Source organism: Mangrovibacter phragmitis, assembly GCF_040429585.1.
Lineage (GTDB): Bacteria > Pseudomonadota > Gammaproteobacteria > Enterobacterales > Enterobacteriaceae > Mangrovibacter > Mangrovibacter phragmitis.
This window is the reverse complement of record NZ_CP134782.1, coordinates 4,986,880-5,006,850: the sequence shown is the minus strand read 5'-3', so window position 1 is coordinate 5,006,850 and position 19,971 is coordinate 4,986,880. Positions and strand designations below refer to the sequence as shown.

The window sequence follows — 19,971 nt, the reverse complement described above, 5'->3', positions numbered from 1 at the left end:
TCTGTACAAGGGTTACCATCTAGAAATGGAAGATCATCCGAAAGGAAAACCCTCATAAACCTTCTAGACAACCCTTTCCTTAGCATTTAGCCTAAATTAAAATTTTTATATCTGTCAGGCTACTTCATTATGAAAAATGATATTAGAACTCTCGACCTTAACCTTCTTAAAGCCCTTGATGCGTTACTGGATGAGGGAAGCGTGACTCGGGCTGCACAGCGCCTCTCCCTGACACAGCCTGCCGTCAGTGGCATGCTTATTCGCTTGCGTGATTATTTTGGCGACCCACTCTTCGTTCGCACTAGTCACGGTATGGTTCCCACACAACGGGCCAACGAACTTTCTATGCCGGTAAAACAAATCCTCACCGATATCACTATTCTGCTGAAAAAAAAGGAATTTGATCCCATTACGGCGGAACTGACTTATACCATCGCCGCAACGGATTATGCACTTAAGGCAGTTGTCGTTCCGTTGATGGCTGAGCTAAAACAACGTGCACCATATATTAAAATCGCCGTGCGGCCTGTGGACAATGAGCGAATGTATCAGCAGTTGTCTCGGGGTGAAGTTGATCTGGCTTTGGTAACACCGCAAACAACCCCCGAAGACCTGCATGGAAGAGCGCTCTATGAAGAAGATTATGTCTGCGTAGCACGAAGTCATCATCCTCTGGCAGCGAGTTCGGAAATGACGCTCGAACAATTTTGCAAACAGGAACATATTCTAGTGTCTTCAGAAGGTAACTTCACTGGTGTTACAGATGAAGCACTGACTAAGCTCAGTCTGACACGACGGGTAGGCATGTCGGTTAATAGTTTTCAGGTGATACCTGATATATTGCGAGTGACTGATATGATTGCAGTTGTACCTCACCGCATGGTCTTGATTAGCAACGATCTCATCATTCTCCCTTTGCCCCTGAAAGTACCTGGCTTTACCAAGAGCATGGCTTGGCATGAACGAACCCATCGTGACCCAAGTCATCAATGGGTTCGTGCTTTATGCGCTGAAGTAAGCCAACATCCTGGTCCTGATATAATTTAACTTATTAATATTATAAGTAATGACAATTCGTCTTATAACTTCATTGCGCCAATAATCACTGCCAACTTGTTGACGCCGTAACGGCACACACAGTGCAATTGACTATCGCCATTGGGGAAATTTATGTACGCGATTAACTGGCCAGAAGGCTTTCTTCCGGGTTTTACCGATAACTTTGTTTCGAATGAAATGATCATCTCAGGTCTGAACGTCAATGATGTATGGCCGCTCCTGAGTCAGCCATTGCTATGGCCGGGATACTATAAAAATTCCGCCGATGTGCGCTTTTATGACAACAAAGGTCCAGAACTGGAAAATGGGGTGCGCTTCTACTTCAGCACGTTTGGTTTCCCAGTTGAAGCTCAGGTTGTGGAGTTTGTTCCACCTGCTGAAGGTAAACCTGCTCGTCTGGCATGGCACGGATGGTCTGGTGAAGAAAATACCGCTCAACGACTCGATGTTCATCATGCGTGGCTACTAGAGGATCTTTCCGGTCACAGGGTCCGTATCCTGACGCAGGAAACACAGAACGGAGTCCCGGCAAAAGATCTGGCAAATACCCGCCCGAACCCAATGCTTAATGGTCATCAGGAATGGCTTGACGGCCTGATTCGAGCAGCAAAGAAATAATTAACCGTTTTCCATAGTCATATCAGTGAGGTTGCACTTCCCTGCAGCCTCAAGAATATTTGCTCCTTTTCTATTGCATTTGATCACAGGTAAATCCTGTAACCCCCCTCTAAGTGACACCGCGCGGCGTATTTGAATTGTCCGCTTCTGGCACACAGCGGACTGACGGCGGGCTAAGGTCCGCTATGAGCGAACAGCGGACACTATTGCCAACTTCAGCTATTGCCGTTTACGAAATTGCGCTTACGGTGTTTCCCGGTTGAAGCTAGCGAGAAACATCGTTATTTTTCTTATCGCATAATGCTTATATGGGGAGTAATTTAGGCTAAAGGAGGAATCAATGTCACATTCGTCATCAAGAAGAAAAGTTCTAGCCGCAGAAGGCCTTCTTACACATAGAGCGTCACACGCACGGAGTTGCGCTAACCATGTTGCGAATAGATTGGGCATAACCCGCAGCGAGCTATTGATGAAGGTTGAGAAAGATACAGGGGCGAGTTTGGTATCGCCACTTACAGAAGATGAGTTAATGAAAGCGTTTCATTATATGGAAAACCTTTAGGAGCGACTGCTGTGAGCGAGGAGCAGACGTTACTATTACTATGGTATATTAATCAAAGGAAGTTTTTTACATCATTTAACCCAGAAGGATGTTATTTATGGCACGAACATACCCATCAGAATGGAGTAAATATTGCAAGACCATAGGAACGAATAATGGTTTTTCATATTACGCCAGTAATATTAAAGCCAATATTCTTATTGGAGACATAAATAGATTTTCTGCCAGATATTCTGTGGCAGAGGACTTCAACGGTGTTGATATTATTAATTCTACTAGAGGGACAAGGCTTGGTTATGAAGCATTGATGAGGGCATTACTTACCTGGAGCACCTTGGAAACTTATTTTAATATATTTCCAGTCGGATTAACTGATGTTTATACATGTCTTTCCTTTGGTGCAAAGGAAAAACATGACATTAGAATTAAACTTAATGCGATTGGTAATGACACAATTAAATTTTATACATTTATTTCTTCAAATTGCAATCCTCGTCATAAAGCAAACACAAATGCCTTTATAACGAATAATGATTTTAACCCAATAATGCTATTATCAGCCATTCGTCATGTCTTTGGTCACGGTGATCTAAGTGCAAATGTTGATAATGTTAATCCTGAATCAATAAATAAAATCGTAAATATCTTAAAAAAAGAAATTATGACTAAAATAGATACTTCTTTTTCATTATTAGTTCAATCTCATCCTGCCTATTCGACTGTATAATCTGGATGATGATTTTTTCATTTTTTTGTGCAAACGTAATCACCCTAAGTTACTTGATAGAGTAATGCTCTTAAGTACTTACTATTAATTTACACATTATTGTTTTTGCCATGTCCTTAGCTGGCACACAGCAGACAGTTATGCCAGCTAAGGAAGTAAACTTAACGTAGGATATTCCCCCTTCTCCAAGCCAAATCCATTAGTAGAAGCATCTTAGAGAACATCATTTGTCGCCTTTATGCTGAAAGGCAAAGAACTTGTAAGCAGCGATGGTCCTTAAAGGATTTTTAGTTGTTTCCCATTCTTTTTTGAGTAGCATGCGAGCTTGCAAGACTGCCTTGTCAGCCTCTTCTCCCCAGATATTTCTTTCCGAAAATTTAGGGTCTAAGAGATTAATCAGCGTCGACAACAATTCATTAGCCTCATCATCGTCAATCTTGAACCGAATTTTAATACTCCGGTATAACTGAAAAGCTTCGTACTTTATACTATTTAATTTCAGATATCCTTGTGCTTTTCTTTCATGTTCTGACTCAAGATTATAATCTAAATATGTTTCCGACCATTCATCAGCCTTAGTTATATACTCCGATATTTCCTTTCGTATCTCGTTGATCCAGATTTGTCGAAACTCTGATATTTTAAGCTGTCTGGCCATGATGGCCACAAAGAAAGCGACTGCTATACCTGTAATGATTGTTGTCATGTGCTTATCCTACATGATATTTTTCTATTTCTATCCCAAAAGGATAGGAGAGTCCTCCAAAGTAAAATTGTACTAATCTAATCTAGTGATGACTACAATTTATTGATAGTGATTTATCGTCAGATGACCTGCCCCCAATGGCTAATGCAATGAGGAGTTAGTAACGTCCGCTCCTGGCCCACAGCGGACCTTTTCGATTTTTTTCTCTGAACGTCGACAGGACATCTGTGTTTCGCAGCGCAGGTGCCACTTCTGCTTTGCGTTGACAGGTCTGGAATGAGAGTGTGAGGAAAATAGAGAATACTATCAGTATATTAATCGGTATTTTCTTCATGGCTTGTGGCGCAATGCTTCTGTGTGACCGCTACCGTGCGGCGCGTAAAATCTTACGCGGTACACCATTGCGCAAAATACCCGTTACCCAGTTGCAACCAGGCGCAATGGTATGCTCAGAGCCACAAGTCAGAGCCACAAGAAAAAAGCGTTCTCGGCCATTTTGAAGCGTTATTTTTAATTATTAATATACTGATTTATATGAATACCTGTGGAAATTCTGTCTTTCCGGATCTCTCATTGCTGTTAAAAAAGTAAGCGCAAACAAGGAAAGAACAGACCGTTTATCTCCCGGAATGTTTGCGCTTACATATTCAGAAAACAGGTGGTTATGCGGGCTCTGTGGCAGGCTCTGGCAGTGTGGCGAGCATCTCCGCCAGTGAACAGTAACGCCCGGCAGCGCTGTGAAATTCTGGCTGGTGGCAGGCTGGCGTGACCATACATACTGGCATTCCGGCAGCCTGTGCAGCCCGGAAGCCATTCAGGCTGTCTTCCACCACCAGGCACTCTGCGGCGGGCAGTGAAAGTTTGCGTGCGGTAGAAAGGTAAACCGCCGGGTCTGGTTTACCGCGCGGTTCGTCATCAGCACTGGAAACCACTTCAAAATAGTGGCGCAGTTGCAGTTTATCGAACACGGCATCAATAACCTGGTGTGAAGATGAAGTGGCTAAAGCGATACGGTAGTTGCTTTGCTGTAAGGTGTGTAATACTGCTCCGACACCCGGCAAAGGCTTACCGTTTGCCGTAATGGATGTGGTGACATGGTGCAAAATGGCCTGTTCCAGTTGCCCGGGCTGGGTGGGCAAGTTGAAATGCTGGCACCACAACCTGGCGATTTCATCCAGCCGCTTGCCTTTTGTCAGGGCTTCGCATTGCGCCACCGTGGCCTGAACCTGGCAGGCAGCCAGTGCCGTGATTTGCGCCTGTTGCCAGAACGGTTCAGAATCAATAATCACACCATCCATATCAAAAATAACCGCTTTCACCTTCATTTTTACTTCTCCTGCAGGCTGGCGGTTGCCCGCCAGACTGGTTGCTTACGACAATTGCGCACTTTCTGCCGCACATTCCGGTTTAGTGCTAAAACCGGGCTGTTCAACGTGAATGAATGGGCAGATGAAAAACGCGACGATATACAGCACGGTGTAGGCAATCACTACACCAATGGTGCTGAAGTGGGGCAGCAGCAGCACGGCAATGGCCGGGGCCAGGAAGTTGGATGTCCCGGCAGATAAGTTATAAACCGAAATAGCCGCGCCTTTGTGCCTGGGCTCCAGCGCCGGGAATACCGCCGCCATGGGAACAAATGCCGCCACAAAAATGCCCAGTGCGATTGCCGGAATTAACGCCATGGCAAAGTTATGCCCAAAATGCTGAGGGATGTAATAAAACGCCAGGCTGGAGAGCGCCATACCAATGCACCCGAACCAGCGCACCACTTTTATCCAGCCCAATTTTTCAGACACAACGCCCCAGAACACGTTGGAGAATATTGTGGTAAAGAAAAAGACGGCCCAGACCTGGAGCCATTCAGACGTAGTGAAGCCAAGTTGGTCGACAAACATCATTGGCATGATGACGGCAAAACCAAACAGCGACAGCGTATTGATAATCCGCACCATGCAGGACAGCATAATATTGCGGTTACTGTAAATCAGCGTCACTGCCCGGGTGAGCTCACTGAGTTTCTCACGCGTGGTGAGGTTTTGCATATGGCGTGGTGTGGCAATATGGCGCAGAGATATCTGTGCGATAACCCCGCCAGTGATACAAAACGCCAGCGCCAGCCACAATGTCCCCAGTTCGCCAATATGCGGGATGGTGAAGCTCGGAATATAACTGCCAAACACACCAATACCAATGGAATACACCGCCCAGAACCAGCCAATGGCTGAGCTGGCGCTGTCGCTCTTCACGTTATGAATAATGGCGACAATAAACGAATACAGGAACAGGGGATAAGCGAAACCACGAATACCATAGAACAGCAGGATCATGGCGTAATTCGCGTGCCCCAGGCCAAACACCAGAAACAGAACATGGAAAATACACCACATCAAAAAGCCAATCAGCATGGTTTTTTGCGGGGTAATAATTTCAGCCACCACGCCAGACACCCACGCGGCAAGCGCGGCTGCAAGGCCATAGAGAGTAAATGCCAAAGAGGCTTCGGCGGGTGAAAAGCCTAATTCTTTAATGTAGTGGGATAAAAACGCCAGTTCGAAACCATCTCCCGTCATGAAGAAGGCGATAGCGATATAGCCCCATATCAGGTTCAGAGGCAATCCCAGCCACTGCTTGTTGGTTACAGACATAATGACCTCGTATTCAGGGTACAGTGGAACCGCTCCGGCACAGAGCCGGAGGGTTTTGTTATAAAAATGAATGAGTACGGTAAGTAATGTCGTTTTGGTACAGAGCAGCGAATTGTTTATAGCGTTCCATTAGTGCCAGGTGGCGCTCGGGGTTCGCTTGCCAGGTTTTGTAGATTTCGGGTTTGCTGCACACTTCGCCCATTGGTCTTCCTGCCGCAAGGCAGGCCAGCCGTGCTGCTCCCAGTGCCCCGCCTGTTTCACCACCTTTGTGGGTGATAACGGGCATGGCGAGAATGTCTGCCAGCAGTTGTGCCCAGAACGGGCTGCGGGCACCGCCGCCAACTAATGAGCACTGCGTAATATCGGTGCCGCTTTCCTGCAGCACTCGCAGGCCGTCGGCAATCCCGAAGCTTACGCCTTCCAGAACGGCATAGCCCATTTGCGCGCGCAGGCTGGCGTGAGTTAACCCCCAGAACAGGCCGCGTGCGTTCGGGTCGTTATGGGGTGTGCGCTCGCCAGAAAGGTAAGGCAGGAACAGTGGCGCATGGGCTTTCTCGCTATCGCTTAACTGTTCTATTTCTTCCAGCAGTGCCGTTTCGGTGGTGCCCGTCAGGCGGCAAAACCACTGCAGGCAACTGGCTGCACTCAGCATCACGCTCATCTGGTGCCATAAATTGGGCAGCACATGGCAAAAGGCGTGTACCGCCGATTCCGGTGCGGGGCGGTAGGCGTCGGTTACAACAAACAACACGCCGGAAGTACCCAAAGAGATAAATGCATCACCCGGGGAGACCGCGCCAACACCAATCGCGCTAACTGCGTTATCGCCACCACCACCGGCAACCACCACTGAAGCATTCAGCCCCCAGCGTTGTGCTACGTCTGGCGCCAGTGTTGCCGACACCGCACAACCTTCCACCAGTTCCGGCATATTGCTGCGCGACAACCCACATTTCTCCAGCAGAGTATCTGACCAGTCTCGTTTGGCCACATCCAGCCACAGAGTGCCTGCGGCATCAGACATATCGGAGACTTTCTTGCCCGTCATTTTGAAGCGCAGGTAATCTTTCGGCAGCAGCACGGTTGCTGTGCGGTTAAAGTTGTCGCTTTCATGGCGACGCACCCAAAGCAGCTTGGGTGCGGTAAACCCCGGCATCGCCAGGTTACCGGCAATGGCGTGGAGTTCCGGCGCGATTTCTTCCAGCTCTGCGCACTCTTGCGCACAGCGGGTGTCGTTCCATAAAATCGCTGGCCGAATCACTTCGCCCTGGTTATCCAGCAGCACTGCGCCATGCATTTGCCCGGATAAACCAATCGCTTTAATGGCCGACCAGTGCTGGCCGCATTTCTCTTTCAGTGTCGCCATTAAATAATCTGTGGCTTCCCACCAGGCCTGGGGAGATTGTTCAGACCAGTGCGGGTGTGGCCGCTGGATGCTCAGTGGCGCACTGTGGGTGGCAACAACATGGTAGTTGTCGTCAATGACCAGTGCTTTCACTTCGGATGTGCCAAGATCAATGCCTAAATACATAGTCATTCCTCACTGAATCAGTGTGTATACAGCGGCAATTTTCGCGCGCAGCAGAGCAGCGAAGTCTGCGCGTGAGGCCAGTTCACCAAACAGTGCCTGGTTGCTGGCATAAACAGCAATGGGGTCGGCCGCGTTGAACATGGCATGAACGGCGGGTGCATCCAGAATGCCGTCCTGGTATTCATAAGGCAGGGCACCGTTGTGCCATTGCTCCATAAACACGAAGAACAGGGCAGGCAGCATCGCGGTGGCATCCGGAGTGGCGCCACGCTGGTAACATTCCAGCAGCGTTGGCGTGATCATCGCCGGGATTTTTGAGAAACCATCTGCGGCAACACGCTGGTTGGTATCCTGAATATACGGGTTGGTAAAGCGGTTAAGCACCACATCGCGGTAGCTGGCAAGGTCAATACCGTTATCGCCAAGGCAGGGAATGACATCTTCGGTGACATAACGGTTTGCAATGGCATAGATAAAATCGGTCTGGGTGCTTTCATGGATATATTGCTGGCCGATTAACGTGCCCGCCCAGGCAATACAGCTGTGGGATGAGTTAAGAATACGGATTTTGGCTTCTTCATAAGGAATCACAGAAGACACCAGTTCTACACCGGCGTTTTCCAGCGCAGGCCGGGCATCGCGGAAGTTATCTTCCACCACCCACTGAATAAAGGTTTCACCCATTACCGGGGCTTTGTCATCAATACCGGTTTTTTCTTTGATACGGGCTGGCAGGTCTGGCGCCGGGCGTGGTGTGATACGGTCCACCATGGTATTCGGGCTGGTGGTGTTGGCTGTCATCCAGTCAATCACGGCCTGTTTGCCCGTCTGTTGTAAAAATTCGATTAACCCGCCATGAAAGCGCTCGCCATTATGGCGGACGTTATCGCAGCACAGCAGGGTTAACGGGCCCGCCTGCGCTGCCATGCGCGCTTCAAGAATGCGGGTAATGGTGCCGTAAATTGTCTTGCAGGCGCCTTTCAGGTCTGCCGCCAAATCCGGGTTGCTGGTATCCAGTTGGTGCCGGGTATTCAGGTAATACCCGCCTTCTGTGACTGTAAATGCAATCACTTTGGTTTCTGGTTTAGCCCCTTCGTCAATCAGTGGCTGAAGGTTTTCCTGCCAGGGGATGAGCTTCTGAATTGAAGTGATTTCTTCGTATTTTCTTTCCCCTTCCGGGCTGACGGTTTCCAGGACATAACGGCCATTCTGTGCTTTCAGTGCCTGAAGAACGTTTTCTGAATCAGGGCGGATGTTCCCGGCGGCAATATGCCAGCGGTTATCGCCTGAGGCAATCAGGCTGTGCAGGTACCAGGCCTGATGTGCACGATGAAAAGAACCCAAACCGATATGAAGCCATGTGAATTGATTGTTCATGCTCTGTTCTCCATTAAGGTGTGGGCACACTCTATGTAATCATTTGATCAAATGTAGAGCTATAGATCACAAAAGAGCAAAAGACCGACAAAAATACAAATGACCAATAATGTGCATCTAATTGTGACAAGGGTACTTGCTTCACTATGATCTTCCCGCCAGAATGCGGGTATTGCCGGGGTAAAGTGCCCGCAGGCGCAGGAATAAGGCAGGGAAAAGTGAGTAAAGAAGATGATGCCAGGCTGGATCAAAAAGTGCGTGCGGCATGGATGTATTACATTGCCGGGCAGAATCAGAGTGAAATCGCTACCCGCCTGGGTACCTCCAGGCCAGTTGTACAACGCCTGATTGCGGCGGCGAAAGAAGAAGGGATTGTTTCAATTGGTTTGCATCACCCGGTGGCGAACTGCCTTGATTATGCGCAGTTGTTGCAGGAAAAGTACCAGTTGCATGAATGTAATATTGTGCCGGTCTACAGCGAAGACAGTATTCTCGATAGCGTGGCATTTGGCTGTTACCAGGTGATGTCCCGTTTTCTGCGAGCCGATACACCGAAAATCATTGGCATTGGCTCAGGGTTTACCCTGAAAAAAACCATTCAGCGCATCGATTTTAATTGTAAGAACGCCCGCTGTGTGGCGTTGATTAGTGCTATGGATGAAAACGGCCAGTGTAATTACTACGACGACGTTCCTCTGTTATTAGCGCGTAAACTGGAAGCCAAATATTCTCAGTGGCCGGCCCCACGCTATGCACAAACTAATGATGAATACGCCATGTGGTGCTCCAGCCGCTTGTTTAATAACGTGAGTGAGTTAGCCAACCAGGCGGATGTGATTTTTGTTGGTGTGGGGCCTTTAGGTGAGCAAAGCCCCATTTATAAAGACGGGTTTATTAACCGGGGGCAACTGGATGAATTAACTGCACTGGGCTCTGTCGGCGAGATCCTGGGGCGGTTTATTGATACCAGCGGTAACGTTGTTAACAGCGAAATCAACCAGTTGATAACCAGTTATGATATTCGTAAAAATCCCTGCCCACGTATTGGTGTGGCCTGTGGCGATTACAAACGCCCGGCGATTTTAGCCGCGTTAAAAGGGGGCTGGATTAACAGCCTGGTTACCGATGAGCATACCGCCCGCTGGTTGTTGACGCGCTGAGTGCCATTGTTTGCACCACTTTTTTTGTGCTACCAGGTTGGTGTTTATGGTGCCTGTTTTCGCTATTACATCTGGCAATTTTCGCGCCTTATTATCCCGGTAAAAATAAACAGGTGCCTTAATGGCACCTTAGACTGATGAAAAAGAAGGGCAAAGCGTGGTTTTCCCTTCTTTTTAGTTAGCAGCCGAAAATCAATGAATTGATTTTCCTGGTTTTTTATTAGGTGACATCCTTTCTTTCTGTGCGGACATGAGGTTTGTCATCAGACTCAGGTGCCTTAATGGCACCTCCTGAAAGCAAAAAATGAGGTGGTGTTCACAAATTTGTCATCTCACCTTTTGGCTATTACTCGCCTCGCTCCCTGTTCAATTCAGCTTTTTCATTTATTCAATAACTCACTGTATTTTCATAATAAAAATATATGATTTCTGCTGTTTGTTAAATCTTTAATGTGACTGAGTCCACAAAAAAACATTAACAAAACAGGTTGTCAATGTTCTGTATGGATTCATTTATCCAGTTTTTGAGATCTCCGTTGCAAATAAAGGGCTTGCAGCCAGGGAAAAATATGGGTGTCGCAAGCAATAAGGGCAAATGATGAAAATCGGTATTGTCGTAAGTGGCGGAGATGTTTCCGGGATAAATAACTTTATTTTCCAGGTGGCCAGGCTGGCGCAGGCTGATATTACGCTATTTAATGGTGGAATTTCTGGCTTATTGGAGAAAAAACACCACGAGATTTCATGGCGTGAACTGGTAGATTTCTCTATCTCATCAATGCCGGTAATCACATCCGGGAGGACGTCGAAAAAATTAATACGCTCTGAGTACAGTGAAATCAGTAAAAAACTTAAGTCACTCCATATTGATATATTAATCATGGCAGGTGGTGATGGTTCTTTACAATTTCTGAATACCCTTAGTGAATTTGGTGTTAATTGTTTTGGTGTGGGTATGACGATTGATAATGATGTATTCGGCAGTGACTACACGATTGGTTTCTCAACTGCCTGTGAACAAATCCGTCAGGAAGTATCCAAATTACGTAATACCGGCAGAGCATTACCTGGGCGAGTATTTATGATTGAAGTTCTCGGTGGGTACTGTGGCGAACTGACTTTGCAGGCGGCTATTAAGAGTAATGCCGATATAGCGTTAATTCCTGAAAGGCAGCTGCCAGTGGCTGAACTGGTATCAAGGATCCAGCATAAGCTGGCTGAACAAAATAGTGTCATCATCCTGTGCTCAGAAGGCTACACAAAGGAGTATTCGCCCGGCTTTCAGGGGGCGATAGACACTATGATAAAACAACTGGAGCCACAAATAGGTGTGCGTATCCGTAAGACCATTTTGGGTTTTGGCTTACGCAGTGGCGAGCCAAGTTGCGAGGAAATTTATCAGGGAACGATTATGGCCAGTGAAATTGTTCGTTGTATTCAGTCTGGAATGCGTAATAAAGCCATTGTTATTAATTCGAGTAATAAACCTATTCCCATTGATTTAATTAGTATGCAAAAACGCCTGGTCGATACTGAAGGGCATCATTATAAACTTGCAAGGCAGCTCAATATCCTTTGAGGAGACCCTACATGTTAAAAGTACTTTGCGTATGTGGCTGCGGCCTCGGCTCAAGCTTTGCCATTGAAATGACTGCGAAAGCTGTTCTTAAAAAACTGGAGATCCCTGCTCAAATTGAACACACCACAGTATCTGAAGCGGGAGCATTTAAATCAGATATTATCTTAACCTCTAAAACATTTGCAGATATTTTAACAGCCGACGCCAGTGAAGAAGAGGCTAAACGCGTTATTATTCTGAACAAATTAACTGATAAAGAGGAAATAGAAACAAAAATAGTTGCCTTTATGAAAGCACAAAATTTAATGGTGGTTAATCATGAATAGTGTTATTTCATTTATTGTAAAAGATTTACTTGGCCAGGCATCTATCCTGGTGGCATTTATTGCCATGCTCGGGTTGATTCTGCAAAAAAAATCACCAGGGAAAATAGCAGAGGGTACATTTAAAACGCTGCTGGGCTTTCTGATAATGATGGCAGGCATCAACATTATAGTCGCCACGCTGACTTTCCTGAACGACATTTTTACCCATGGTTTCGGCATGAAAGGGTATATCACCGATGTGGCAGCGATAGCCGGGCTGGCAAACCGCGAGCTGGGGTCCGAAGTGGCGTTAACGCTGATGGTGATATTTGCCGTCAATATCCTGGTGGCGCGTCTTTCACCCTTTAAGTACATCTTCCTGACCGGGCAGGCACTGCTCTGGATGGCAACTATCGGCACCGTTATTGGCTATAAAGCGGGCCTGACAGGTTTACCCCTGATCCTGACTGGTGGTGTTTTTGGCGGGGTCATGGCAGTGCTGATGCCTGCGCTGGCGCAACCTGTGGTACGGCGAATTACCGGTTCGGATGACGTCGCTCTGGGGCATTTTTGTACCATTGGCTACCTGGTTCAGGCGGCGGTGGCAAAGGTTGTTGGCAAAGGCTCCCGCTCAACTGAAGACCTGGTGCTGCCGGATAATTTCAAGTTCCTGCAAGATACCTATTTGTCTATGGCGGTGGTGATGGTGCCCATGTACCTGATCCCGGCACTGGCGGCAGGCCCTGCGTATATTGCCCAGTTTGCTGGCGGTATGAACTACCTGATGTACGCGTTTATGCAATCTATCCAGTTTGTCGCTGGTGTCTTTGTTCTCTATAGCGGCGTGCGTTTACTGCTTAATGAACTGGTGCCCGCATTCAGGGGAATTGCCATGCGTATTGTGCCGGACGCTAAACCCGCTCTGGATTGTCCGGTTCTCTTTCCCTATGCCCCCAATGCAGTAATAGTGGGCTTTCTGGCAACAACAGTGGGTTCTATTATCGGCATGCTGGTCTTCCCGATGTTCGGGATGGCGATGATTCTTCCCGGGTTATTGACGAACTTTTTTGCAGGTGGGACTGCTGGTGTTTTTGGCAATGCGCTGGGAGGGCGGCGTGGAGCCATGATTGGTGGTGTTGTCCACGGCCTGTTTATCACTTTCCTGCCGTCTGTGCTGGTGCCGATGCTGGAAAGTTACGGTTTTAATGGCGTCACATTCAGTGACTCAGATGTGATCAGTTCTGGCCTGGTGCTGGGGCATGCATTCCAAAATAACTGGTTATTTGTTGCCTTATTTATTGTGTTTGTTGCCGCCCTTGCCTGGTTTGTAAATGGTAAGTCTGTTAATCCTAAAGGGGAGAAAGGTCATGAGCCTGCTTAATTTCAACGATATTCTACGTATTGCTCAGGAACGACAATTTAAGGCAATTGGTTCATTTAACTTACATTGTATTGAAATGCTGCCTGCCTATTTCCGGGCTGCAAAAAAAACGAACAGTCCGTTAATGATTCAGATATCTACCGGAACAGCACAATATTTGGGTTATAAATTGCTGGTGGATTCTGTTTGCTCTCTGGCGGAAAGTGAGAATGTGCCAACTTGCCTGCACCTGGACCATTGCACGGATATTAACGCGATTGAAACAGCGATGAATGCCGGTTTTACATCTGTGATGTATGACGGTTCCCATCTTAGTATTGATGACAACATTGCGAATACGCGTATTGTGGTGGAAATGGCTCGCCCGAAAAATATCACAGTAGAAGGTGAGTTGGGAGCGATTGGTGGCTCGGAAGATGGCAAAGCCGTGGCAGATGAAGACATCACCATTACTACCGTGGAAGATGCTGTGCGCTTTGTGCATGAAACGCAGGTTGATATGCTGGCGGTCTCTGTTGGCACGGTACATGGCCTGTATACGGGTAAAGCGCAAATTCGCCATGAACGGTTAACTGCAATCAGTAAAGCAACTGGCACGCCGCTGGTATTACATGGCGGGACGGGCGTCAGCGATGAAGATATGCGCCTGGCGGTGACCGAAGGGATTAATAAAGTGAATGTGGGTACAGAAATGAATGTCCAGTGGGTAGGGCAATGTAAAACCACGTTTGAAAAAGGAAAAGTGAATGACAGTGTGCGGAAGTTTTTAATTCCGGCAAACGAAGCCGTTACGCAGGTATTAATGGAAAAGATCGCACTGTTTAAATAAATACCCCTTATTCTTTTGTTTTTATCACTCACCCTGGTGCCCCGGCACCCGTCGGGGCTGGAGTCGGCTATGTTTAATTCGCTAAGGAAGGTGCGAATAAGCGGGGAAATTCTTCTCGGCTGACTCAGTCATTTCATTTCTTCATGTTTGAGCCGTTTTTTCTCCCGTAAATGCCTTGAATCAGCCTATTTAGACCGTTTCTTCGCCATTTAAGGCGTTATTCCCAGTTTTTAGTGAGATCTCTCCCACTGACGTATCATTTGGTCCGCCCGAAACAGGTTGGCCAGCGTGAATAACATCGCCAGTTGGTTATCGTTTTTCAGCAACCCCTTGTATCTGGCTTTCACGAAGCCGAACTGTCGCTTGATGATGCGAAATGGGTGCTCCACCTTGGCCCGGATGCTGGCTTTCATGTATTCGATGTTGATGGCCGTTTTGTTCTTGCGTGGATGCTGTTTCAAGGTTCTTACCTTGCCGGGGCGCTCGGCGATCAGCCAGTCCACATCCACCTCGGCCAGCTCCTCGCGCTGTGGCGCCCCTTGGTAGCCGGCATCGGCTGAGACAAATTGCTCCTCTCCATGCAGCAGATTACCCAGCTGATTGAGGTCATGCTCGTTGGCCGCGGTGGTGACTAGGCTGTGGGTCAGGCCACTCTTGGCATCGACACCAATGTGGGCCTTCATGCCAAAGTGCCACTGATTGCCTTTCTTGGTCTGATGCATCTGCGGATCGCGTTGCTGCTCTTTGTTCTTGGTCGAGCTGGGTGCCTCAATGATGGTAGCATCGACCAAGGTGCCTTGAGTCATCATGACGCCTGCTTCGGCCAGCCAGCGATTGATGGTCTTGAACAATTGGCGGGCCAGTTGATGCTGCTCCAGCAGGTGGCGGAAATTCATGATGGTGGTGCGGTCCGGCAAGGCGCTATCCAGGGATAACCGGGCAAACAGACGCATGGAGGCGATTTCGTACAGAGCATCTTCCATCGCGCCATCGCTCAGGTTGTACCAATGCTGCATGCAGTGAATGCGTAGCATGGTTTCCAGCGGATAAGGTCGCCGGCCATTACCAGCCTTGGGATAAAACGGCTCGATGACTTCCACCATGTTTTGCCATGGCAGAATCTGCTCCATGCGGGACAAGAAAATCTCTTTTCTGGTCTGACGGCGCTTACTGCTGAATTCACTGTCGGCGAAGGTGAGCTGATGACTCATGATGAACCCTTTTTCATGGCTCCAGATGACAAACATGATCTCATATCAGGGACTTGTTCGCACCTTCCCTAAAAGCATTATGGCAAAAAGCGCCAGTGAACCAGGAAGATAATAATCAGCAGGCACAACAGTTGTCTGAACAAATAGCTCTGCTGGAGCAATCTCTGGCACAACAGCCAGATAATGCTGAAACACAGAAAGCATTAATGCTTGAGTACAACCGTGCATTACGTGCCTATGCCGCAAGCCCTGTTTATCGGCCACAGGTGGAGACGTTGTTTACACGAATTGATGAACTGCGAAATATTATTCGCCGTAATATTTAGGGAGTGCGCATGTCCATTAAAGATTTGTTGCTGGAAGCAGATGCTATCCAGGTCGGTGTAGATATTGATAACTGGCAGGATGTGATTCGCCGGGCTGCCAGCCCATTAGTGAATAAAGGTTTTATTTCACATAATTATGGAGAAGCCGTAATCAAAAATACGCTCGAACACGGCGCGTATTATGTTTTTGATGAAGGTATTGCGATACCTCATGCCCGCCCTGAAAACGGTGTTTCCCGCACCTGTTTTAGTCTGGTGTTACTTAAAAACCCGGTCAGTTTTGCCGGAAGTGGCGCGGCAGATATTGTTATTTTATTTGGTGCTCAGGATAGCAATACGCATATTGAAGAGGGGATTCGCGCAATTGTCGATTTACTGGATAACGATGTCCGGTTGTCCAGCCTGCGGGCAGCGCGCAGCAAAGAGGAGGTGGCAGCATTGCTATGAAACAGTTACTTAGTGCTGAACAAAAAACCGTCATTCTGGTTAATGGTATTCCGGCATCAGGAAAAAGTACCGTCACCCAGGCGCTTTCACAGCAATTCGGCCTGCCCTCACTGACGCTGGATGGTATCAAAGAGCCTTTTATGGCGCAGTTCCCGGCCATAGATCGCCAGCTTAACCGCCAGCTTGGGTGCGCGGCTTATGCCGCTATCTGGTCAGTTATTGCTACGGCACCAGCAAACTGTATCTGGCTGGTTGATGCCTGGTTTGGGTTTCAGCCCCGTGAGCAACTCCAGGTTTTTTTGCAACAGGCCCGGGTACGCGAAGTGCTGGAAATCTGGAATCAGGTTTCACCGGAGCTGGCTGTATCACGCTATGCCCGGCGGCTTGAGCAACGTAAACCGGGCCACCCGGGAGAAGAGTATTTGCCAGAACTGGCTTTGTTAGCGCAATCTGCCCGTCCAATGAGCCTCGGCCCGGTGTACACATTTGAGCAGGATGAAGACGGTGGTGATTCAGGGGCACTTTTTAACTGGGTTACGCACCATATAGCCAGTGGAGCATTGGTTGAGTGAGTGCACTGGCAGGGGCAGTCAGGCGTATTTTTACCATAGCGCCTGGCTTGTTCATATTGTTGTCTACCTGGCTCGTTGGGGAGACGGTTTACCATGAATAAATTGGTTACGTTATGCGAACGGCCTTGCGTGTTTATTTAATCGTACATTCAGTTAATACAAGCATTAATTAACCAGTGCAATTGTAATTAATTTTGCTATCCGGAAGTGCATTCCGGTTATAAAAAAACAGGAAATCCACCACAGTTTGTAATTTTATTTCGCCATACCTGTTTGTTCTGTTGTTTTCACTCCGGCATTCCGGTTTATTACGCTGCGTAGCATTCGTATCAACCGATACTGTGCCTTACACAACATACCCGCATATTGACTTATTAAGGACAGCTCTATGTTTAAAGGACTGGTTAGCGCAGCACTCTTACTGGCATGCTCTGCAACAGCGTTCGCCACCCAAATCAGTGGCGTTACGGCTTCTGGTTTTGATGAAAAGAACGGCCACAAGCCTGAATTTATGCTGGATGGTAACGCTAAAACCCGCTGGGCGGTAAGTGGCAAGGGGAACTGGGCGTTGTTCCAGTTAGCCGATGAAACAGAGATTCATAATATTGCTCTGCATACTTTTAAACCAGCAGAGCGGCGGCTTAAGTTTGATTTGCTGGTTTCGCAGGATAACCAGGACTGGGTCACACTGGCACAAGGGGTTCAGACATCGACGGTGTCACTGCATGGCGAGAAATTCGTGGTTAATCCGGTTAAAGCTCGCTGGATAAAACTGCAGGTTCATGGCACAGATATCAACTCATGGAGTTCGTTACACCAGGTCGCTGTAAATAGCGATGAAGCGTTGCCAGAAACCATGCTGAATTAACACCTGCCGGTGGTGAACCGGAAAGGCTTCAGAAAAGTACCGTTGTGCATAGAATGCCGGGTCGTCATAATGGCTACCCGGCATTTCACAGCAAAACAGCGAAGTCGGGCTGGTGTTGATTGCGAACCTGCAACAGTTCCTGTCGCAGCCGGGTAAAGGTTTTGCTCTTATTGCGTACCCGTGTTTTGTCTGAACAAAAAGGAAAACCGCCATGTTAGTGTTTAACTGCACCAAAACGGCAGCGGAGTTTTTTACTGTGACACGTCAGGGTAAAAAACAGTCGCCGCTGGAAAAACCACCAACACCGGCGATTATTGATACTCAGCACGAAAACCTGCCCGTCAGTTCATGGCTGGTGCATGCCATTAAGGTTCAGCGTAAAAATGTGTTAATCGCCATGCATGTACATACTCGCTACGCTATGGTGTTTACTGGCCTGCAAAAAGGTAACTACGCTGAATTTTCCAGGCAGTGGCTGGAGCGGCTGTTTAATAACATGCAGTTCTTCGGTAAACAATTTGAGCTGTGCGATGAAACCAGCTTCCATACGATGGTTGAGCAATTTATTCGCCAGAACCCAAACCCCTGTTTCTGCCAGCGCGGCGACAGAAGCGTTCAGAGTCATATTTCTGATGTCGTGTGGAACATTGAATATCTGGCTGATGAAACGGGCGGGTTGCCTGAAGACCTGGTGCAGGCGTCATTATTTGATGAGTCAATAAACAGCACACTGCGCTCCACTAAAACGCATAAAGACTATTTCCACCCCGATGAAGAGATGTTTCTTGAGTGGATAAGCCAGTATGGCAAACTGGACCGCAGTGAAGAGCCGCTGGTTCGGGAGTATTTCCGCGCCCTGCGCCTGCAAATGCCGCCTTTATTACCAGTCCCAGAACGCCAGGATGAAATGCAGGGCATAACAGAGACAGTGTTGCGGAATAATTTTGAAGGTAAGCCTGCGCGTGTGGATAACGTGATTGATTTTCAGCAGGCCAGAGCCAATAAAAAGAGCAAGTAACTGCATGGTAATCAATTACCTGAAGTAAGTTCGGGTTGAACTGAGCGCACCCCGTATCACGAGCCAAACTGAAGTTGAAACCATGTTTCGTTACATAGTGTTTAGTTGCTCTATTGGTAATGGCGATGCGCACCTAAAGAACTTTGCTTTGCAGTACTCGCCTGATACGCCACAGATTTTTGTTTCACCACCATTTGATATCACTCATACGCTTATCTACGACACCATAGATAACAAGATGGCGCTTAAGCTCGCAAGCAGTAAGGCGTTCACCGATAAATCCCATTTGCTGAAGTTGGCTGAGGGAAAAGAGTTTCGCATCAGAAAGTATGAATTTATTTAATTCATTTAATTCATGCCATATTAACTGGAGACGCCAGCAGTCACCTGCCCGACCGGACTATGCTCCATTGCTGGCATAACGACAGTCGAATAAAAACGCTGGTATGGCAAAACGTACTGCTGGGTGGTGTTTATTAACAGGGGATAATCTTACAGGTGAAATTGCAACCAGAATCCGTGGGTTGAATAAGCTGAATTGTTTCAGCTATTGGGCTTTTTTTAAAGCGATTCTGGCTCAGTTATGCTTGCCGGGGAATAACCAGATTATTCATTATTGGGCGGCTGATTAATATATTTCCCCAGGTAGTGAACCAGCATAAAGTGACTTTATGGCAAAGTAAAGTGTGCCATTAGCTGGAACACCTTCAATGGTGGGTTTCTGCCAGTGGCAATGGCACAGGCGGGGTGGCATGCAGTGCGTTTAAGAACAGGGTTACCGCACTCTCAATCACTAAAGGGGTGCCAGTGATATTTTTGGTATAGAAAGAGATTGCCAATTTTTCAGTGGTTGCTTTAGTAATATGCACAAAATAATACTCGGCTAAACCATAACTGGCTTTCAGAATTGCGTCTTTGTCGTACTGGGTTTTATCCAGTAACAGAGTAAAATACTCACCCAGTGAGTTAGAACCTTTTACTACAGTTTCCATTGTCAAAACCTCACATTAAGCCCATCGCTAAGTTGCCTTGCAACGTAGTGCGGCT

The 19,971-nt window shown here is 47.5% G+C and carries 21 protein-coding genes; 14 read left to right on the top strand and 7 right to left on the bottom strand.

All coding sequences use genetic code 11. From position 1 onward, the window contains the following. Positions 1-129 precede the first annotated feature (129 nt). From MPHASIOC01_RS24085 to MPHASIOC01_RS24075, 3 genes are all read left to right on the top strand, one after another. A complete protein-coding gene (locus tag MPHASIOC01_RS24085) occupies positions 130-1,047 on the top strand; it encodes a LysR family transcriptional regulator (RefSeq protein ID WP_353613454.1) in 918 nt (305 codons plus the stop codon). A gap of 123 nt (positions 1,048-1,170) precedes the next feature. Further along, positions 1,171-1,677, top strand: a complete 507-nt coding sequence (locus MPHASIOC01_RS24080) for an SRPBCC domain-containing protein (RefSeq protein WP_353613453.1) — start codon at positions 1,171-1,173, stop codon at positions 1,675-1,677. Positions 1,678-2,336: 659 nt separating this feature from the next. Beyond that, positions 2,337-2,966, top strand: coding sequence for a hypothetical protein (locus tag MPHASIOC01_RS24075; protein ID WP_353613452.1), 630 nt, complete (start codon positions 2,337-2,339; stop codon positions 2,964-2,966). Positions 2,967-3,189: 223 nt separating this feature from the next. Here MPHASIOC01_RS24075 and MPHASIOC01_RS24070 read toward each other — a convergent pair whose 3' ends face one another. The 5 genes from MPHASIOC01_RS24070 to dalD all read right to left on the bottom strand — a co-directional run bounded on the left by MPHASIOC01_RS24070 (position 3,190) and on the right by dalD (position 9,228). Beyond that, positions 3,190-3,672 (bottom strand): hypothetical protein, encoded by a 483-nt coding sequence (locus tag MPHASIOC01_RS24070; RefSeq protein WP_353613451.1) that lies wholly within the window; start codon positions 3,670-3,672, stop codon positions 3,190-3,192. 662 nt (positions 3,673-4,334) lie between these two features. Next, complete coding sequence (locus tag MPHASIOC01_RS24065) at positions 4,335-4,997, bottom strand: HAD-IA family hydrolase (protein WP_353613450.1); 663 nt, start codon at positions 4,995-4,997, stop codon at positions 4,335-4,337. A gap of 45 nt (positions 4,998-5,042) precedes the next feature. Next, on the bottom strand, positions 5,043-6,320 hold the full coding sequence (locus tag MPHASIOC01_RS24060) for an RbtT/DalT/CsbX family MFS transporter (protein WP_064598471.1): 1,278 nt from the start codon (positions 6,318-6,320) through the stop codon (positions 5,043-5,045). A 58-nt stretch (positions 6,321-6,378) separates the two neighbouring features. Next, entirely contained in the window at positions 6,379-7,851 is a 1,473-nt protein-coding gene (xylB, locus tag MPHASIOC01_RS24055; RefSeq protein WP_353613449.1) for a xylulokinase, read from the bottom strand. 9 nt (positions 7,852-7,860) lie between these two features. Continuing rightward, positions 7,861-9,228 (bottom strand): D-arabinitol 4-dehydrogenase, encoded by a 1,368-nt coding sequence (gene dalD, locus MPHASIOC01_RS24050; protein WP_353613448.1) that lies wholly within the window; start codon positions 9,226-9,228, stop codon positions 7,861-7,863. 218 nt (positions 9,229-9,446) lie between these two features. On the opposite strand from dalD, the gene MPHASIOC01_RS24045 reads away from it, so the two are divergent. From MPHASIOC01_RS24045 to MPHASIOC01_RS24025, 5 genes are all read left to right on the top strand, one after another. Next, positions 9,447-10,388: a sugar-binding transcriptional regulator gene (locus MPHASIOC01_RS24045; protein ID WP_353613447.1), complete on the top strand. Its 942-nt coding sequence runs from the start codon at positions 9,447-9,449 to the stop codon at positions 10,386-10,388. A 598-nt stretch (positions 10,389-10,986) separates the two neighbouring features. Further along, positions 10,987-11,967, top strand: coding sequence for a 6-phosphofructokinase (locus MPHASIOC01_RS24040; protein WP_064598995.1), 981 nt, complete (start codon positions 10,987-10,989; stop codon positions 11,965-11,967). Positions 11,968-11,978: 11 nt separating this feature from the next. Continuing rightward, positions 11,979-12,293, top strand: a complete 315-nt coding sequence (locus MPHASIOC01_RS24035) for a PTS sugar transporter subunit IIB (protein ID WP_064598479.1) — start codon at positions 11,979-11,981, stop codon at positions 12,291-12,293. After that, on the top strand, positions 12,286-13,653 hold the full coding sequence (locus MPHASIOC01_RS24030) for a PTS sugar transporter subunit IIC (RefSeq protein ID WP_064598481.1): 1,368 nt from the start codon (positions 12,286-12,288) through the stop codon (positions 13,651-13,653). The genes MPHASIOC01_RS24035 and MPHASIOC01_RS24030 overlap by 8 nt, the downstream gene beginning before the upstream one ends. Continuing rightward, positions 13,640-14,482 (top strand): class II fructose-bisphosphate aldolase, encoded by an 843-nt coding sequence (locus tag MPHASIOC01_RS24025; protein WP_064598483.1) that lies wholly within the window; start codon positions 13,640-13,642, stop codon positions 14,480-14,482. The genes MPHASIOC01_RS24030 and MPHASIOC01_RS24025 overlap by 14 nt, the downstream gene beginning before the upstream one ends. Positions 14,483-14,712: 230 nt before the next feature. On the opposite strand, the gene MPHASIOC01_RS24020 is transcribed toward MPHASIOC01_RS24025, so the two are convergent. Next, on the bottom strand, positions 14,713-15,693 hold the full coding sequence (locus MPHASIOC01_RS24020; RefSeq protein ID WP_026141915.1) for an IS5-like element IS5 family transposase: 981 nt from the start codon (positions 15,691-15,693) through the stop codon (positions 14,713-14,715). 53 nt (positions 15,694-15,746) lie between these two features. Between MPHASIOC01_RS24020 and MPHASIOC01_RS24015 the strand changes: the two genes are divergently transcribed. From MPHASIOC01_RS24015 to MPHASIOC01_RS23990, 6 genes are all read left to right on the top strand, one after another. Next, positions 15,747-16,019, top strand: a complete 273-nt coding sequence (locus MPHASIOC01_RS24015; RefSeq protein WP_353613446.1) for a hypothetical protein — start codon at positions 15,747-15,749, stop codon at positions 16,017-16,019. Positions 16,020-16,028: 9 nt separating this feature from the next. After that, a complete protein-coding gene (locus MPHASIOC01_RS24010; RefSeq protein WP_064598488.1) occupies positions 16,029-16,466 on the top strand; it encodes a PTS sugar transporter subunit IIA in 438 nt (145 codons plus the stop codon). Continuing rightward, entirely contained in the window at positions 16,463-17,038 is a 576-nt protein-coding gene (locus MPHASIOC01_RS24005; RefSeq protein WP_353613445.1) for an AAA family ATPase, read from the top strand. Before MPHASIOC01_RS24010 ends, MPHASIOC01_RS24005 begins: the two co-directional genes overlap by 4 nt. A 388-nt stretch (positions 17,039-17,426) precedes the next feature. Next, entirely contained in the window at positions 17,427-17,906 is a 480-nt protein-coding gene (locus MPHASIOC01_RS24000; RefSeq protein WP_353613444.1) for a discoidin domain-containing protein, read from the top strand. 211 nt (positions 17,907-18,117) lie between these two features. After that, complete coding sequence (locus MPHASIOC01_RS23995; protein ID WP_353613443.1) at positions 18,118-18,924, top strand: DUF6933 domain-containing protein; 807 nt, start codon at positions 18,118-18,120, stop codon at positions 18,922-18,924. A gap of 82 nt (positions 18,925-19,006) precedes the next feature. Continuing rightward, positions 19,007-19,267 (top strand): HipA domain-containing protein, encoded by a 261-nt coding sequence (locus MPHASIOC01_RS23990; protein ID WP_064598496.1) that lies wholly within the window; start codon positions 19,007-19,009, stop codon positions 19,265-19,267. Between the two features lie 364 nt (positions 19,268-19,631). On the opposite strand, the gene MPHASIOC01_RS23985 is transcribed toward MPHASIOC01_RS23990, so the two are convergent. Beyond that, on the bottom strand, positions 19,632-19,916 hold the full coding sequence (locus MPHASIOC01_RS23985) for a hypothetical protein (protein ID WP_353613442.1): 285 nt from the start codon (positions 19,914-19,916) through the stop codon (positions 19,632-19,634). Positions 19,917-19,971: the final 55 nt, after the last annotated feature.

Excerpts from the sequence above, each read along its gene's own strand:
- MPHASIOC01_RS24060 (WP_064598471.1), bottom strand. The coding sequence starts at position 6,320 with ATGTCTGTAACCAACAAGCAGTGGCTGGGATTGCCTCTGAACCTGATA.
- MPHASIOC01_RS24080 (WP_353613453.1), top strand. The coding sequence starts at position 1,171 with ATGTACGCGATTAACTGGCCAGAAGGCTTTCTTCCGGGTTTTACCGAT.
- MPHASIOC01_RS24005 (WP_353613445.1), top strand. The coding sequence starts at position 16,463 with ATGAAACAGTTACTTAGTGCTGAACAAAAAACCGTCATTCTGGTTAAT.
- MPHASIOC01_RS24070 (WP_353613451.1), bottom strand. The coding sequence starts at position 3,672 with ATGACAACAATCATTACAGGTATAGCAGTCGCTTTCTTTGTGGCCATC.
- MPHASIOC01_RS23985 (WP_353613442.1), bottom strand. The coding sequence starts at position 19,916 with ATGGAAACTGTAGTAAAAGGTTCTAACTCACTGGGTGAGTATTTTACT.
- MPHASIOC01_RS24040 (WP_064598995.1), top strand. The coding sequence starts at position 10,987 with ATGAAAATCGGTATTGTCGTAAGTGGCGGAGATGTTTCCGGGATAAAT.
- MPHASIOC01_RS24020 (WP_026141915.1), bottom strand. The coding sequence starts at position 15,693 with ATGAGTCATCAGCTCACCTTCGCCGACAGTGAATTCAGCAGTAAGCGC.
- MPHASIOC01_RS23995 (WP_353613443.1), top strand. The coding sequence starts at position 18,118 with ATGTTAGTGTTTAACTGCACCAAAACGGCAGCGGAGTTTTTTACTGTG.
- MPHASIOC01_RS24085 (WP_353613454.1), top strand. The coding sequence starts at position 130 with ATGAAAAATGATATTAGAACTCTCGACCTTAACCTTCTTAAAGCCCTT.
- MPHASIOC01_RS24010 (WP_064598488.1), top strand. The coding sequence starts at position 16,029 with ATGTCCATTAAAGATTTGTTGCTGGAAGCAGATGCTATCCAGGTCGGT.
- MPHASIOC01_RS24030 (WP_064598481.1), top strand. The coding sequence starts at position 12,286 with ATGAATAGTGTTATTTCATTTATTGTAAAAGATTTACTTGGCCAGGCA.
- MPHASIOC01_RS24035 (WP_064598479.1), top strand. The coding sequence starts at position 11,979 with ATGTTAAAAGTACTTTGCGTATGTGGCTGCGGCCTCGGCTCAAGCTTT.
- MPHASIOC01_RS24000 (WP_353613444.1), top strand. The coding sequence starts at position 17,427 with ATGTTTAAAGGACTGGTTAGCGCAGCACTCTTACTGGCATGCTCTGCA.
- MPHASIOC01_RS23990 (WP_064598496.1), top strand. The coding sequence starts at position 19,007 with ATGTTTCGTTACATAGTGTTTAGTTGCTCTATTGGTAATGGCGATGCG.
- dalD (WP_353613448.1), bottom strand. The coding sequence starts at position 9,228 with ATGAACAATCAATTCACATGGCTTCATATCGGTTTGGGTTCTTTTCAT.
- MPHASIOC01_RS24065 (WP_353613450.1), bottom strand. The coding sequence starts at position 4,997 with ATGAAGGTGAAAGCGGTTATTTTTGATATGGATGGTGTGATTATTGAT.
- xylB (WP_353613449.1), bottom strand. The coding sequence starts at position 7,851 with ATGTATTTAGGCATTGATCTTGGCACATCCGAAGTGAAAGCACTGGTC.
- MPHASIOC01_RS24075 (WP_353613452.1), top strand. The coding sequence starts at position 2,337 with ATGGCACGAACATACCCATCAGAATGGAGTAAATATTGCAAGACCATA.
- MPHASIOC01_RS24025 (WP_064598483.1), top strand. The coding sequence starts at position 13,640 with ATGAGCCTGCTTAATTTCAACGATATTCTACGTATTGCTCAGGAACGA.